At 58.9% G+C, this 14821-nt stretch carries 13 protein-coding genes and 3 tRNA genes; 5 read left to right on the forward strand and 11 right to left on the reverse strand.

All coding sequences use genetic code 11. The features are described 5' to 3' along the window. Nucleotides 1-88 precede the first annotated feature (88 nt). Complete coding sequence (locus G439_RS11500) at nt 89-796, forward strand: FadR/GntR family transcriptional regulator (RefSeq protein WP_341532750.1); 708 nt, start codon at nt 89-91, stop codon at nt 794-796. A gap of 86 nt (nt 797-882) precedes the next feature. Here G439_RS11500 and G439_RS0107210 read toward each other — a convergent pair whose 3' ends face one another. The 7 genes from G439_RS0107210 to G439_RS0107235 all read right to left on the reverse strand — a co-directional run bounded on the left by G439_RS0107210 (nt 883) and on the right by G439_RS0107235 (nt 5654). Next, nucleotides 883-2292: a sugar porter family MFS transporter gene (locus tag G439_RS0107210; protein WP_022868514.1), complete on the reverse strand. Its 1410-nt coding sequence runs from the start codon at nt 2290-2292 to the stop codon at nt 883-885. A gap of 14 nt (nt 2293-2306) precedes the next feature. Then, the gene (locus G439_RS11505) at nt 2307-4037 is read right to left on the reverse strand and encodes an alpha/beta fold hydrolase (protein ID WP_022868515.1); all 1731 of its coding nucleotides are present in this window, start codon (nt 4035-4037) and stop codon (nt 2307-2309) included. Between the two features lie 125 nt (nt 4038-4162). Beyond that, nucleotides 4163-4918 carry a GntR family transcriptional regulator gene (locus G439_RS0107220; RefSeq protein ID WP_022868516.1) on the reverse strand — a complete coding sequence of 252 codons (756 nt, stop codon included), beginning with the start codon at nt 4916-4918 and terminating at the stop codon, nt 4163-4165. A 163-nt stretch (nt 4919-5081) separates the two neighbouring features. Beyond that, entirely contained in the window at nt 5082-5252 is a 171-nt protein-coding gene (gene rpmG, locus G439_RS12400; RefSeq protein ID WP_040434847.1) for a 50S ribosomal protein L33, read from the reverse strand. A gap of 54 nt (nt 5253-5306) precedes the next feature. After that, nucleotides 5307-5380 (reverse strand) — tRNA-Met (locus tag G439_RS0107225). Between the two features lie 29 nt (nt 5381-5409). Next, nucleotides 5410-5482, reverse strand: a tRNA-Thr gene (locus tag G439_RS0107230). Between the two features lie 90 nt (nt 5483-5572). Next, nucleotides 5573-5654: transfer RNA gene (locus G439_RS0107235), tRNA-Tyr, on the reverse strand. Nucleotides 5655-5853: 199 nt separating this feature from the next. Between G439_RS0107235 and G439_RS0107240 the strand changes: the two genes are divergently transcribed. Further along, on the forward strand, nt 5854-6357 hold the full coding sequence (locus tag G439_RS0107240; protein WP_022868517.1) for a YajQ family cyclic di-GMP-binding protein: 504 nt from the start codon (nt 5854-5856) through the stop codon (nt 6355-6357). Between the two features lie 146 nt (nt 6358-6503). On the opposite strand, the gene htpX is transcribed toward G439_RS0107240, so the two are convergent. The 4 genes from htpX to G439_RS0107260 all read right to left on the reverse strand — a co-directional run bounded on the left by htpX (nt 6504) and on the right by G439_RS0107260 (nt 11423). Continuing rightward, the gene (gene htpX, locus G439_RS0107245; protein ID WP_022868518.1) at nt 6504-7379 is read right to left on the reverse strand and encodes a zinc metalloprotease HtpX; all 876 of its coding nucleotides are present in this window, start codon (nt 7377-7379) and stop codon (nt 6504-6506) included. 72 nt (nt 7380-7451) lie between these two features. Next, the gene (ald, locus tag G439_RS0107250; RefSeq protein ID WP_022868519.1) at nt 7452-8570 is read right to left on the reverse strand and encodes an alanine dehydrogenase; all 1119 of its coding nucleotides are present in this window, start codon (nt 8568-8570) and stop codon (nt 7452-7454) included. Between the two features lie 192 nt (nt 8571-8762). Further along, nucleotides 8763-10352 carry an FAD-dependent oxidoreductase gene (locus G439_RS0107255; protein WP_022868520.1) on the reverse strand — a complete coding sequence of 530 codons (1590 nt, stop codon included), beginning with the start codon at nt 10350-10352 and terminating at the stop codon, nt 8763-8765. A 426-nt stretch (nt 10353-10778) separates the two neighbouring features. Then, entirely contained in the window at nt 10779-11423 is a 645-nt protein-coding gene (locus G439_RS0107260) for a metal ABC transporter ATP-binding protein (RefSeq protein WP_040434849.1), read from the reverse strand. A 54-nt stretch (nt 11424-11477) separates the two neighbouring features. On the opposite strand from G439_RS0107260, the gene aztB reads away from it, so the two are divergent. Genes aztB through aztC form a run of 3 tightly spaced genes read left to right on the forward strand, consistent with a single transcriptional unit; the run spans nt 11478 to nt 14679 of the window. Continuing rightward, on the forward strand, nt 11478-12323 hold the full coding sequence (aztB, locus tag G439_RS0107265; RefSeq protein ID WP_022868522.1) for a zinc ABC transporter permease AztB: 846 nt from the start codon (nt 11478-11480) through the stop codon (nt 12321-12323). Nucleotides 12324-12343: 20 nt separating this feature from the next. Continuing rightward, the gene (locus G439_RS0107270; protein WP_022868523.1) at nt 12344-13696 is read left to right on the forward strand and encodes a hypothetical protein; all 1353 of its coding nucleotides are present in this window, start codon (nt 12344-12346) and stop codon (nt 13694-13696) included. Next, nucleotides 13693-14679, forward strand: a complete 987-nt coding sequence (gene aztC / locus G439_RS0107275; RefSeq protein WP_022868524.1) for a zinc ABC transporter substrate-binding protein AztC — start codon at nt 13693-13695, stop codon at nt 14677-14679. The genes G439_RS0107270 and aztC overlap by 4 nt, the downstream gene beginning before the upstream one ends. Nucleotides 14680-14821: the final 142 nt, after the last annotated feature.

Genomic DNA, 14821 nt, shown 5'->3' on the forward strand with positions numbered 1-14821 from the left:
CGAGTTTTTTCACATCCAGTAGGGTGAACATATGTTGTCTGACAAATTTTTGCAAGCAGTTTCGACATCTGCACTAAAAAAAACTTCATTGCAAAGTGATAACGGCAAAGATTCTTCCAACCGTTCATCGACCACCATGGACGCCATTAAGCGGTACATGCTCACCCATGGACTTAAGCCCGGCGATCCCCTACCCACCGAAGCGATACTCTGCTCTGACCTGGGCGTTTCTCGATCATCCGTGCGCGAAGCTCTACGCAAACTCGAAGCCCTTGACATCATCACCGTCCGCCAGGGGCGCGGCTCTTTCGTGGGGCAGATGACCATGCAGCCTCTGGTTGAAACCCTGGTTCTTCGCTCCGCCCTCGAACAGATCAACGGACTGAAATCCCTCTCAGATGTGGTCGCCATCCGCCGCGCCCTCGACCTGGGCATTGCCGAAGAACTGGTCAACGCCATGAAGGGGACGACGAACGCTCCACTATGGGACGCCGTCGAAGCGATGAAAACTAAGGCCGCCGCAGGGCAGACCTACTACGACGAAGACATTGCCTTCCACTCCGGATTGCTTGACTACCTGTCCAACTCGCTCATGCAGCAGCTCACCTCAGCCATGTGGATGATTCACCAAACGGTCTCCCCCAAGCTCAAAGCCGCAGACAACGAGCAGATGATGTCAGCCGCCCTCGCACACGCTGATATTCTCCGAGCCTGCGAAGCTGGCAACATCGACGCATACAAGGCAGCCGTCGACTGCCACTACAACCCGCTCAACGCTCTTATTGACAACGAATGACAGGAGGGAGGGAACTGAAGAATCCCCTCCCTCCTCCAACCTGGACAACCCACGTCGTCAGCAGCCCAGAAATCGCCCAAGCAGTCCTACTGTCTGCCGGTAGTGCTATACGACATCTCTTCGAGTTCGACACCCTTCGTTTCAGGGATGTAACGGACGACAAGGAAGATCAGCATCGCGCCGACCACCGCATAGACGAAGTAAGTTCCCGACAAGCCGAAGTACTCTTTAAGCACAGGGAACAGCAACGTTACCAGGGTGCCCCCAATCCAGTTACCGGCCGTGGCAAGTCCCAATCCTGCGGTGCGAATTTGATTGGGGAATACCTCGCCAAGGAACACCCACAAGACAACTCCCCAGGTGCCACAGAAGACGATATACACCATGTGGACGCTGATCAGAGAAATCACGGCCCACACTCCTGACAGATTTAGCACCCCCTCAGGCGACAGCGTCCCCTGAGCAAAAGTAACCGCTGAGACCACCATCGCCACGAACATGCCAATAGCGCCCCACAAGAGCAGCGGGCGGCGTCCCACCCGGTCAATCACCATCATTCCCAGAAGAGTCATGACGATGCCAATGATCGATGTTAGAACCGGGATAAATACCGACAGATCACCCACGAAGCCGACGGTGGTCCACAAATCTGTCGCATACAGCAGCACGTTGTTAATGCCAGCCATTTGAATGAGGAAAGCAAAAGCCAGAGCTACCCATACCACTGGACGCAGACCGTATTTGCGGTCAACAAGATCGCTCAGTCGAGGACGATCCCCGGTCAACGAGGCACGGATCTGCGCAACGCGCCCACCAGCATCGGTCTCCTCAACTACGGAGATCAAGATCTTTTCGGCCTCATCCTCATGCCCGATGGCTACCAGATAACGCGGGGACTCTGGCAAGAAGACAACGAATGCACCGTAGAGGACAGCTGGCAGAAGTTCAGAGATAAACATCCACCGCCATGTATGCAGGCCGAACCAAGCGACAGCATCGGCAGAACCCGTCACCTTAACCAGGAGGAAATTGGTAATGAACGCACCGAAGATGCCGAAGGCAATGGCAAGCTGCTGGAGAGTCCCAAATCTACCTCGCTTGTCAGCCGGAGTAATCTCCGCGATATACGCCGGAGCGATAACCGCAGAAATACCCACTCCCAGGCCTCCAATTAGACGCCAAAATACGATCGCTGCGAGGCTGAAGGACAGACCACTCATTAAAGCGGAGATCGCAAAGAGGAACGCCGCCAGAATCATCACTTTGACCCGCCCCAGACGATTCGCTACCGCTCCCGCAGCAGCAGCACCCACTGCGGCACCCAGACTGACGATCGAAACAACCAAACCGGTTGCCCACGCGTCGAGACTAAATCCTGTAGCCGACCCTGACACAGATCCGATGGCACCATTGATGACAGCGACATCGAAGCCGAAGAGAAAGCCGCCCAAAGCCGCAGATCCTGCGACCTGAAGCAATCTATTGTTCGCACTCATTGTTCATATCCTTTTCAGATGGATGGAGTTAACGAGGTCTCTGATACCTCGATGAAGTCTTGGATAATCTGTTTAACTCGACTCCATGTTGTCGTTCCTGGAACGGAAAGAGCACCGTGAATCGTGCCCGCGAGCATGTGCATCTCAGTCGTAACCCCTGCATCGACCAGCTCCGTAGCCAGACGAATCCCCTCATCACGCAGGGGATCAACCGGATTAACAATGATCAACGAAGGTGGCATCTTCATCGCAACATTGCGTGACGGGACATAGGGCAGACGCGTGGTTGCCCGATTGAGATAGTGTCCCCAGGCTCCCTCGGACGCGCTTCGAGTCCATATCGGGCCATCGGCATGAACATCAAATGACTGGGTCGACATCTGAGGTTCGAGGCAGGGCTCCAGTAGTATCAACGCGCTGATCGGCACTTTCGATCCCCGCTCAATATTCAGCTCTGCGACCTGCCGGGCAAGCCCAGCCCCTGCCGAATCACCGTAAATGTACACCGGTAGTCCGTTGAATCGGTCGGCCAGATAGAGCAAGGACGCATAGCAGTCCTCCGCTCCGGCTGGGAATGGGAATTCAGGGGCCAAACGGTATTCGGGGGACCCGACCACGGCTTCTGAGAAGATGTCGATAAGCTCAGCGTTACGTTCATCATCATATCGAGCACGTCCCGCGACATATCCGCCGCCGTGAATAGACAGGACAAGAGCCTTTTCTTTCCGATCCATATTGCGTCGAAGGACTCGCAGATCGATAGGTTGTTTATCCGATCCAACTCGGACTTCTTCAACAAATACATCAGCAGGCGCAGCGACACCGGCTAAGAGTTCCTCGCCCTTGGCTCGTAGAGCCTGCACATCATGAGTGTCTTGCGGAGGCGTCGCGTCGATAACGGGCAATAGCTCCGGTGCGATCCACGGATGGGGAGCCTCAGCTTCGTCAGCGATCCGACGATGCAGAAATGCATCGGCCAGGCTGTAGAATTCCTCAGGACGATCCCGACGCACAACGTGGCTAGCACCTGCGATCATCGCAACTTCAATGTTGGGATTGTTCAGGTTCTTCACCTCGCGCAGACCTTCAGCTCCGAAGAGTACATCCTGCCCATCACCTGTAACCAACAGGGTGGGGACGCGCAGGCTCGCAAGGATTTCCCGCCCTGGTTGACCAACGATGCCCGTAGCGACAAATGCCCGATCCACCTGGGTCTTACCTTGCGCCCAAGCGCCGTACTCAGATGCGGGCCACGCGGGATAGATGCGCATGAGCTCAACCATGGCTTCACCGACGTGGGAAGTTACCAGCTCCTGTTTATCAACCAGCGATTGAGCTTCGGTCCGGTACAGTTCCACCTGCTCCTCGGTCAGCAAGGCAGGATCTTCGAGAATCAGACTTGAGATCAAATCGGGATACTCGCAAGCGATTCTCGTCGCAATCGCACCACCCAAGGAATGTCCGATGAGGACGACCCTGCCTTTCGTCGCAGTTCGGGCTGCTTCCACGACAAGTTTCACACTGGCGCGCACACATGAGTCGAAGGGGTCGATTAGCTCTTCTTCGGTGAGATGCCTAGACAGCCCATGTCCAAGCGTATCGGCAAGATACACCTGCCACCGAGGATTCCAGTATCGGGCGATATCTGAAAGAGATGCGCCATTATCGGTCACCCCATGCAAGGCAACGATTGTGCCAAGTCCCTCATTACCGCTGACGGAAAAAGCAATGTCATGTCGAGTCATTTCGCGTCCTTGCTCCACGTTAGAAAATCACCCTAGGGCGATATAGATCACGCTAGGTTGTTATCCGTCGCATGTCAATACCGGAACCGCTCCGCCCCTCGGACAGAGGACTACTACGCCAGCTCTCAGAACTCCAAACGGACCCGACAACCGTCCAAGAACAACTCCACCTCAGCAACGATATTCGAACGAGCATCGCGAGCAATCGTCAATATCCTCAAACAGGGATCCTTCTGCCCAACCCCCAGAACCTCGCACAATTCATCATCAGGGAGCACAGTCTGCACACTGCCTTCAAAAACCAAACCCCCACCATCCCCGTCTAGTCGATACGACTCGGACAGAAGAACATCTGGTCCCTCACACAACAACCGACTATCAAAACTCTTGAACCGAGAAGCATCCCCACGCAGCACCTCAATACCGATGGGCCTCACCTCGCCTCGATCCCCATCTCCAGATCCGTCAATACCACGATCCCAATAAGTTCTAATGACACGCAAAACAAAGACTTCTGGACCCAGATTAAAAAACTGCGCCTCCTGCGATTCAGCAGCCGTCACCGTCACCGACACAAGTCGCGAATGGAGATCGGGACTGACTCGCAGTCCCCCAACCCTCATCCCAGTATCCAGGGCTGATGAGGAATCAGACGCAACCTTCCTCGCACTAGCCTTCGGATCAACGACAAAAGTACCGCTGCCCGGCCGAGCCACCGTCAGCCCTTCATCCTTAAGCAACATCAACGCTCGCCGGACCGTCATCGGCGCCACATTAAAAGAAGAAGCCAGCTGCGCCTCGCTCTCCAAACGATCACCCGGATTCATCTGAGAGATCCTGCGCACAAGCGCCTCGTAAACCTCTGAATACTTCGCCTTCATATGACAGACATTATGCATTGGCCCTGAAGAACTAGCATCACAAAACCATCGCGGCAGACAAAATACTCCCCTTCAACACGACACAGAACCTGCAACAGAGTTCATACAACATGAAAAACCCCGGGGAGCTAGGCTCCTCGGGGAATTCGAGCGAAGTGCTGAATCAGCGGGTCTCGCGGTGCGCAGTGGACTTGCGACAACGCGGGCAGAACTTCGCGAGCTCAAGACGATCCGGCGTGTTACGACGGTTCTTCTTGGTGATGTAGTTGCGCTCCTTGCACTCCGAGCAGGCCAGAGTGATCTTGGGGCGAACGTCTGCAGACTTGCTAGCCACGGTGTTTTCCCTCTTTTGCTGTTTGAGTAGTCGACTCTCGACCTGTCGTTTCGGTAGCGGGGGCGGGGCTCGAACCCGCGACCTCACGATTATGAGTCGTGCGCTCTGACCAGCTGAGCTACCCCGCCGCAGCGATTGCGGCCTGAGCCGCCACCGGAGCCCCGAAAGGGAATCGAACCCTTGACCTTCTCCTTACCATGGAGACGCTCTGCCTACTGAGCTATCGGGGCAACGCCGGAAAGCCTAACCCAGTGAGCAATGCCGAAGCAATTTGCACAGCTGAGAAGAGACTCACAGCATTTCTCAACCAAGGTTGAGCGTGGCGGGAGAGGGATTCGAACCCCCGAAGCATTCCGCGTCTGATTTACAGTCAGATCCCTTTGGCCACTCGGGAATCCCGCCATGCGCCGCTTTCACGGTGCCGTGGAAGAATAACAGAGCCGAAGCCCTCAATGCCAATTCGGCTGCCGCCTTAGAGGCCAAGACCACATTCACAGCCCCGGCTTCGACCTCGTCTGCAACAATGGCGACACCACCGCTTGCACGGGTGCCGCAACGGGAGCAAGGCCCTCGAGGCACCACCAGTACCGAAAGGAAAGCCATGGCTGACTCCTCATTCGACATCGTTTCCAAGCTCGACCGCCAAGAGGTCGACAACGCCGTCAACCAGACCTCCAAAGAGATTGGCTCGCGCTACGACTTCAAGGGCGTGGGCGCCTCAATCAAACTGTCCGGCGATGCCATCGAGATGGAAGCCAATTCTGAATCGCGCGTCATGGCGATCCTCGACGTGCTCCAGTCCAAGCTGATTCGCCGAGGCCTCTCCCTCAAGTGCCTGGACTACAAGGACCGCGAACCAAAGGCCTTCGGCAAGGTGTACCGCCTGGTGACGCCGCTGCGTGAAGGCATCGCCCAAGACGTTGCCAAGAAGATCGCCAAGCTCATTCGCGACGAAGGCCCCAAGGGCGTCAAAGCTCAGATCCAAGGCGACGAGCTGCGCGTGTCTTCCAAGAGCCGCGACGATCTGCAGGCCGTCATCGCCCTACTCAAGGGCCCCGAGGGCGACAAACTGGACGTGGCCCTACAGTTCGTCAACTACCGCTGACCCGGCGTTTCTCTCCCCTCGCCGAGAGCAGACTTTATGGTCAAAAATCAATGATTTTCGGTCCGAAAACGACCATAAGGTCTGCTCTCGGCGAGGCCGCGGGGCCACGGGCGGCAAGTGGGCCGAGTGCAGCGAAAAAGCCCCCGTCAGTAGCCTGCCATCTGCTCGAGGCGGGCGATGCGCTCCTCCATAGGCGGGTGAGTTGAGAAGAGCTTTCGCATCCCCTTGCCCCTAAACGGGTTCGCAATCATCAACGCCGCAACATTCTCCGTCTCAGGAGTCTGCTGCAAAGGCACATGATCCGTCGTCTTCTCCAGTTTGCGCAACGCGGACGCCAACGCGAGCGGATCCTGGGTCAACGTGGCGCCGTCCTCGTCAGCATCGAATTCGCGAGTGCGCGACAAAGAGAACTGGATGAGCGTCGTCACAATCGGCGCCAGCAGCGAAATAGCGATCGTCGCAAAAATCCCGACCCCACCATTTTCCCTGCGCGACCCGCCACCAAAGAACATCAGGAACTGGGCCACCGACGTGATGACGCCGGCCATGGCGGCCGCAATCGACGAGGTCAAAATGTCACGGTTATAAACGTGCATCAGTTCATGGCCGAGGACGGCCCGAAGTTCCCGCTCTCCCAGGATCGCCAGAATGCCTTCCGTAAAGCACACGGCGGCGTTTTGCGGATTGCGGCCGGTGGCGAAAGCATTAGGCGTCTGAGTCGGAGAAATCCAGATAGTTGGCATCGGCTGGTTCGCGCGTTCCGCTAACTCACGAACCATCGCATACAGATCAGGCCGTTCCTGCTCAGTCACCTGGTAGGCGTTCATCGAACGCAACGCAATCTTCGTTGAATTCCAATAGGAATAGGCGGTTTGAATCAGGCCAATCCCAGCGAAAATCCAGATCCAATAAGACCTACCGGTCCCGCCAGCAATCAAAGCGCCGATGGCCAGCAAAAGCACCCACATTCCGCCGAGCAACACGGCCGTCTTTAAGCCGTTGTGGTAATTGCGATGCGTCATGAGGCGATTCTATGGACAAACACTGGATGCTTCCTGATAGCAACCACTGCCTCCACAAATCCCCTGAAAACCTCACGAGCCCAGCAACTCAGACAAGTCAGCGACAGGAATCTCCAAAGCCTCACCAACACCCGCTGTGTACAAATGCCCCGCATGAGTCGACAGACCACGGCCCAAGTCTCGGCGAGACGAACACGCCGGCTGCCAGCCCTCGTTCGCCAGGGCCAACGCGTAAGGCAAGGTTGCATTCGTCAACGCATAGGTCGAGGTGTGCGGCACAGCGCCAGGCATATTGCCCACGCAATAAAAGACCTTCCCGTCGACCTCGTACGTCGGCTCAGAATGAGTCGTCACCTTCGAATCCTCAAAACACCCGCCCTGATCGATCGCAATATCAACCAGCACCGAGCCAGGCCTCATTGTCCTGACCATCTCATGAGTCACGAGGCGCGGCGTCCTCGCCCCAGGCACCAGAACCGCACCGATCACCAGGTCCGCGTCCTCGCATGCCTGAGCGATATCAAGTTCGGTAGAAAAACGAGTCTTGATCGTCGCACCAAAACCCTCGTCGAGCTGGCGCAGACGCTGCGGATTGATATCCATGATCGTCACGTCCGCGCCCATTCCTGCGGCGACGCGCGCTGCATTCAGGCCCGCCACGCCGCCACCCAAGACGAGCACATTTGCGCGGCGTACACCGGCAGCTCCACCAAGCAGAACCCCCGACCCGCCGTGAGGCTTGAGCAAACAATCAGCACCCACCTGCGTCGATAGGCGACCAGCGATCTCAGACATCGGCGCAAGAAGAGGAAGCGCGCCCGAGTCAGAAGCCACAGTTTCGTAGGCAATTGACGTCGTTCCCGCAGCTAGCAGAGCCTCCGTCAGCTCGCGGTCAGCAGCCAAATGCAAGTAGGTGAAAAGCAGCAGGTCCTCACGCAGAAAACCGTATTCGCTGGGAATGGGTTCCTTGACTTTGACGACCATCTGTGCACCGGCCCAAACCTCGGCCGCGTCGTCGCACAAGTGCGCGCCCGCATCCGCATACGCGTCATTAGGGATGCCCGCACCCAGTCCCGCGCCTGTCTGAACAGTGACCTCGTGGCCAGCACCCACGAGGGCGTGCACGCCTGCGGGCGTCATGCCGACTCGGAATTCATTGTCCTTAACCTCTGTGGGGATTCCAACGCGCATGGGCAACTCCATTCCTCGGCTTCGTCGGCGTTTAGGCTTGGTCGGTGTTTCTGTCAGTAACTTGCGTTCACCGTAGCGTGATCGGCGGGTTCGCGTCGGCTATTCACGCTCCCAGTTAGAGCGGGTCTGCGGGTCGCGCCCGTTGTCTCACGGGTGCGGGCGTGTGTCTAGGACCGAGGCCGGCCCGTGATGTCATGCCCTTCGGCCAGGCCCTGTGAAGTCATCGAAACGTTCCGGGGCACTGGGCACTCCCATCTCGCCCATGTCGCCAATGAGGTCTCGGCTATGCGCAGACCTAGTGTCGGCACCGGCGCCGGCCTCGACTTTGCCCTCATCTCCGAGCGCGCCCGCACCCTCGCCCACACCTGCTGCGATGTTGCCGCGCGAAATGTCGGTCATTGCTCGGCGCGACACCACTTTGACGCGCTCGCGGGCTCGCTTCTCGCCGCCGGTGACCTCGACCTCGCCGAAAGCCTCGCCCAAAGCCTTCTCGTACTCGTCGAGCAGCTCCCAACCTTCCCAGGTGGTGTATTCGACTCCGCGTTCGTCCAGCAAAGCAACCATGGCCTCGTGGCCAACCTGGTCGGTGGCTGCATGCAGGCGCCCAGCCTGCGCGTCCTCGACCAGGTGAGCGATGGTTTGCTGCGCATCGGACTTTGTCGAACCAATGAGCCCAACCGGCCCGCGTTTAATCCAGCCGGTGGCGTACACGCCCGGGAGCGCCTGGGACTCATCCACGCCAGCTTCAGGCACAACGCGGCCCTCAACGTTGGGGACAACCCCGCGCACAGGGTCGAAAGGCAGGCCCGGGATCGGCGAGGAATAGTAGCCAACTGCCCGGTAAACGGCCTGCACCGGCCATGTCGTCATCACGCCCGTGCCGCGTACGGAACCGTCGCCAGTTAATTCGGTACGTTCTGTGCGCAGAGCTTTGACGTGCCCGTCCTCGTCGGCCACGATTTCGACAGGCGACTGGAACAGGTGGATGTGGATGCGGCGTGACGCCTTGTGGTCTTCGGCGTCCCGCATCGCGTAATTCGTCAGCGTTTTGACAACCTGGCGCTGCTGGTTGGATGCACGCAGGGCTTCTTCGGAGCCTTCGTCGAAGTCAAAGTCTTCTTCGGACACGATGATGTCCACGTCCGGCACATGCCCAAGTTCTCGCAGCTCAAGGGGGGTGAACTTGACCTGGGCGGGGCCTCGGCGGCCAAAAACGTGGACGTCGGTGACGCGGTTGGCGGCTAGGCCTTCGGCAACGTTGGCGGGGATTTCGGTGACCATCATGTCTTCGACGTGTTTGGCCAGGACGCGCGAAACGTCGAGGGCGACGTTTCCGACTCCGATCACTGCCACCTCTTGGGCGTTAAGTGGCCAGGTGCGCGGATAGTCGGGGTTACCGTCGTACCAGGAGACAAAGTCGGCAGCTCCGTAGGATTCGGGCAAGTCGATGCCCGGAATGTTGAGGGGGGCGTCTCGGTCGGCGCCGGTGGCGATGACGATGGCATCGTAGTGGTCGCGCAGGTCGTCGATGGTGATGTCGCGGCCAACTTCGACGTTTCCGAGCAATCGGATGTCGCCTCGTTGGAGGATTCGGTAGAGGGCAACGATGATCTGTTTGATGCGCGGGTGGTCGGGGGCGACGCCGTAGCGCACGAGCCCGTAGGGGGCGGGGAGGCGTTCATACAGGTCGATGGTCACATCGAGTCCGGACTTGGACAGAATGTCCGAAGCGTAGATGCCGGCGGGTCCGGCGCCGATGACTGCGACGTTGACGGGGGCCAACCTGGTTCTCCTCAATTTGTGGTGCCGGTTCGGTGCCGGCGAGCGTTCCTCGATGGTCGAGGGCGCAAGTAGTTGCGCGCGTTCCACAGTCTACCGACCTGAAGCAAGGTCAGCCTCATTCGTTTTGTCGAGGGCGAGGCGGGCAGCTCGAGGATGCGGCAGCCCATGACAGCCATAGTGTGTGTCGGGACGGCCCAGTTGAGTTTTAAGGCGATTGACCCAGCAAATCGATGAGCGGGCGGGTTCTGCAACGGGCGAGGTGCTGGGCCGGTGGGGGCAGGGCATGGTCAGGCTTCGAACCGATTCGCAAAGCGAATCGATGAGCGGGCGGGCCGCTACCGGTCCAACACCAGCAACTTGGGCGTCCCTCGCGGAAGTTTTGGGCGTCCTTCGCGGGGAAGGGGAAGGGGAAGGAAGGAGACTGAGTCAGACGGTGGGGACCACGTGGCCGGAGTGCAGGGTAATGATCCTATCGGCGAACTCACGGGCCACAGGGTCGTGCGAGGCGATGATGACAATGGCCCCAGCCTCAGCCTGTTCCCGAGCAACCCTGTGAATAATCTCCGTCGATTCTATGTCGGCGGCCGCAGTTGGCTCATCCATCAAGAGCAGCGGAGCTTTGCGAGTCAACGCTTGCGCGACGAGGACCCTCTGACACTGGCCACCAGAAGTTTCAGAGAGCTGGCGGTCAGCCAGATCAGATACCCCAACAGACTCCATGGCCCAGTCCACGGCAGCACGGTCTTCAGCGGTGAGCCTGCCCAGGATGCCTCGCTTGGGCCAGCGCCCCATTTCAACAGTGGCCCGCACCGTCAATGGCAGTCGATCTGCGCTCGGCGGCCTTTGTGGAACCAGCGCAACATCGGCGGGCAGGCCGATGATTTCTCCACCGTCACGGTCTAAGACACCCGCCAAGGCCAGCAACAACGTCGACTTTCCCGAGCCATTACCTCCGCACACCAGTGTGACCTCACCCGCATTAAACGCGAGGTCAACGCCGTCGAGGGCTTTGACTTCTCCTCGAATTACGGTGAAATCTCGGACCTCAACAGTGCCGTGCGTTTCATTCATGGGAGAAACCATACATTAATTGGTAATGCGAACGGTTTTCGTTATGCTCGAAATGTGTCCTTCATATTCGACCCTCTCCAGGCCGGCTTCTTTACGAACGCGCTAATAGGTGGCATACTCGCCACCTGGATCTGCGCTATCGCCGGCACCTGGGTCGTCGTCAGGGGCATGGCCTTCCTCGGCGAAGCCATCTCCCACGGGATGCTCCCCGGCGTTGCCCTGGCAACCCTGGCCGGCTGGTCACCACTTTTAGGCGCAGGCGTCTCCGCCCTCGTCATGGCTGCTGGAATCGGATGGCTCGGCAAACGCACCCGCCTGTCACAAGACACCACCATTGGCATCGCATTCGTCATCATGCTCTCCCTGGGCGTCATCATCGTCTCCCGATCAAAGTCATTCGCCACCGACCTGACAGCCATTCTTTTCGGTGACATCCTGGCCGTCACCACCCCCGAACTGCTCGTCCTCGTCGCCGCCCTAGTGATCACGATCATTCTGGGCACCACCCTGGCCCGCCCCCTCAAAGCCCTCGCGCTCGACGAAAACCTTGCTCAAACACTCGGCATGAAACCGCGACTGGCCACATTCGCATTAACCATCATGGTGACGCTGGCTGTCGTAGCTTCCTACCGGGCCGTCGGCTCTCTGCTGGTCGTTGCCCTGCTCATTGCTCCCCCAGCAACCGCATCCCTTTGGGCTAAATCAGTTCTCTCAGCAACGCTGTGGGCGGCGGTCATCGGCACGGGCAGCGTCATCATCGGCATGTATATCTCGTGGTACGGATCCACTGCTGCTGGAGCCACCATTGCCACCGTTGCTGGCTCTGTGTTCCTTGTTGCCGCAGCCACTGCGCCAGCAATGCGTCGCCTCCGCCATCACCGCAAACCTGCAACTGTCTGATACACAATCGAAAGGCAACCATGACTTCGTTGTGCCCCAACAATTTTCAGGCTCTCAAACCGACGCGCCACTCAATTCTGCGCCCGGCCACGACGATAGCGCTGGCAGGCCTCCTCATCCTGTCCACAGCCGCTTGCGCTCCCGCTCAGGACGCTCAGTCCGAGGCAGCCGCTTCAGCTGGGCAATCCGAAGAAGAAGCTCGGCCCCACGGTTGGGTCGAGGGCGCCACCGAGCTGTCTGAACCCAAGGTTTCTCTGGCTGCACTCGACAACGAGGGCGTGCTCACCCTGACCGACGCAGCGACCTTGGAAGCCGAGCAGATCGGCTCCATTGAAGGCGCGCTGACCACCGTGTCGGATGGCCGATTTGTCATTGCGTTGACTCAGGATGCTCTCCATATCGTCGACACGGGCGTATGGACGGTTGAACACGGCGACCACCAGCACTACTACTCGGTGCCCAGCCGCGACCTCGGCGCCATCGACCTGACCGAAGCCGGCATTGACGCATCCGTCATCGCGCAGGCTACGGCACAGATTAACGAGGCCGGAGCAACACCCCTTGCCGTTGATTCGTCCGAGTCCTCCACCGTGATCCGTGTTGGCGATCGCGCCGTGCTGCTAGACCGTGAGGCTCTGGGCCAAGGCGAAGTGAAGATCCTTGCTTCAGCTGACGCCGATGCGAACTCCTGGGTTGCTCCCATGGGCGGAGGCTGGGCCACCATCAACCAGGGTGCCCTGACAATCCTTGACCAAACTGGCACAATCATTGACGGTGCCCCCACCGGCACCTGCACTGACGCCCACGGCGGCATCAGCACCCGAGCTGGCGCAGTCTTTGGATGCGCCGAAGGCGCCCTCATCGTTAATGCGACGATCTCGTCCACCGACGAGAACGCGCAGGCCGACTGGACCGTCACCCCCGCTCCCCTACCTGAAGGCTCCGATCCGGCCTCGCGCCCCCTGGATTTGAGTGGACGCGCGGGACGCCCCGACGTTGCCGGCCTCGACCCGACCGGTGGCATCTGGGTTCTTGCAGTGCGCGACGCACAGTGGACGCACATTGATTCAGACGCGGACCTGGTTGCTACCAGCTGCTTGGATGATTCCGACGACCGTGTTGTTGCCCTCGACTCCCAGGGAGTCGTCCACGTGTGGGCTGAAAACGACGATACCTACGCCCTCGAAGCCTCCTCCGAGCCGGTTGCCAACCCGCAGATCGCAGCCATGGGCCTGTATGTCACCCAGAACCGCCTCTACGTTGCGGCCGCAGACGCAGCCTCGGTCCTGGAAATCAACCCCGCTGACGCAGCTTCGACCACTCGAACCATTGACGCCGCAGGCCTCGCATTCTTACAGGAGGTTGGACTGTGACCACCCATCATCCCTCTTCTGTCCGCATAGATAAGTCGCTGGGCTCGCGCACCATCCGCCCGCTGGGCGTCCTCGTCGCAGCCGCGGCATTGTCGCTGAGCGCATGCAGCGCAGGCGCAGACTCGGCCTCGTCGGCCAGTGGGAACGAGGACGGGCCCAGCATCGTCGTGACGACGAACATCCTGGGCGACGTCACTGAGAACATTGTGGGCGACCAGGTTGAGGTTATTACGCTTATGCCCGCCAACGCCGATCCGCACTCCTTTGCGGTATCAGCTCAAGACGCCTTGACCATGCAGGAAGCTGACCTGCTGGTGTCCAATGGGCTCGGGCTTGAAGAGGGCCTGACCGACAACATCAAAGCGGCCCAAAAGCACGGCACTCCACTGTTTGAGGCCGGCGACCACATTGAGGTCCTTGAATACTCCAGCGAGGACGCCTTTGGTGAAGATCCGCATTTTTGGACCGATCCCGCGCGCGTCCACGACGTTGTCGAAGCCCTGTCAGCCGAAATTGCGGCCACCGTCTCCGGTGTGGATCAGGCAGCTCTGGAAGCGTCAACCGCCGAATACTTGGCGAAAATCGATGAGATTGACGCCTACATGACTGAGAAATTCGCGGCTATTCCCAAAGACAAGCGTGCTCTGGTCACCAACCACCACGTATTCGGGTACCTGGCGAATCGCTACGACTTCGAGGTCATCGGAGCCGTCATCCCCGGCGGCGCCACCCTGGCGGCTCCCAGCGCCTCAGATCTGAAAGACTTGGCTGACGCCATCACAGAGGCGGGCGTGCCCGCAATTTTCGCGGAATCCTCATCGCCCGACAAACTTGTGCAGGCCCTCGCCCAGCAGGCCGGCATCGATGTGGCCGTCGTGCCGCTCTACACCGAATCTTTAACCGACGAATCAGGGGAGGCGCCTACCTACCTGGACATGATGCGGGTCAACACTGACCTCATCGCAGATTCTTTGGCCTCTTGACCGCTGGCTGGGCACGCCCCTATTGAGGTTGTGCCCAGTGATTCGGTCGGGTGTTGCGACAAGTGTGGCAGTGCCCGACTGACCTGGCGGCCAGTTAGCCTGCGGGATTCCAGCTCGAAGTTCCGCGAAGAACCACCCCATC

The organism is Schaalia vaccimaxillae DSM 15804, from assembly GCF_000420425.1.
Taxonomy (GTDB): Bacteria; Actinomycetota; Actinomycetes; order Actinomycetales; family Actinomycetaceae; genus Pauljensenia; species Pauljensenia vaccimaxillae.

Coding starts and splice junctions, on each gene's coding strand:
- G439_RS11505 (WP_022868515.1), bottom strand. CDS start 4,037: ATGACTCGACATGACATTGCTTTTTCCGTCAGCGGTAATGAGGGACTT.
- G439_RS0107270 (WP_022868523.1), top strand. CDS start 12,344: ATGACTTCGTTGTGCCCCAACAATTTTCAGGCTCTCAAACCGACGCGC.
- G439_RS0107260 (WP_040434849.1), bottom strand. CDS start 11,423: ATGAATGAAACGCACGGCACTGTTGAGGTCCGAGATTTCACCGTAATT.
- G439_RS0107240 (WP_022868517.1), top strand. CDS start 5,854: ATGGCTGACTCCTCATTCGACATCGTTTCCAAGCTCGACCGCCAAGAG.
- htpX (WP_022868518.1), bottom strand. CDS start 7,379: ATGACGCATCGCAATTACCACAACGGCTTAAAGACGGCCGTGTTGCTC.
- G439_RS0107210 (WP_022868514.1), bottom strand. CDS start 2,292: ATGAGTGCGAACAATAGATTGCTTCAGGTCGCAGGATCTGCGGCTTTG.
- G439_RS0107220 (WP_022868516.1), bottom strand. CDS start 4,918: ATGAAGGCGAAGTATTCAGAGGTTTACGAGGCGCTTGTGCGCAGGATC.
- ald (WP_022868519.1), bottom strand. CDS start 8,570: ATGCGCGTTGGAATCCCCACAGAGGTTAAGGACAATGAATTCCGAGTC.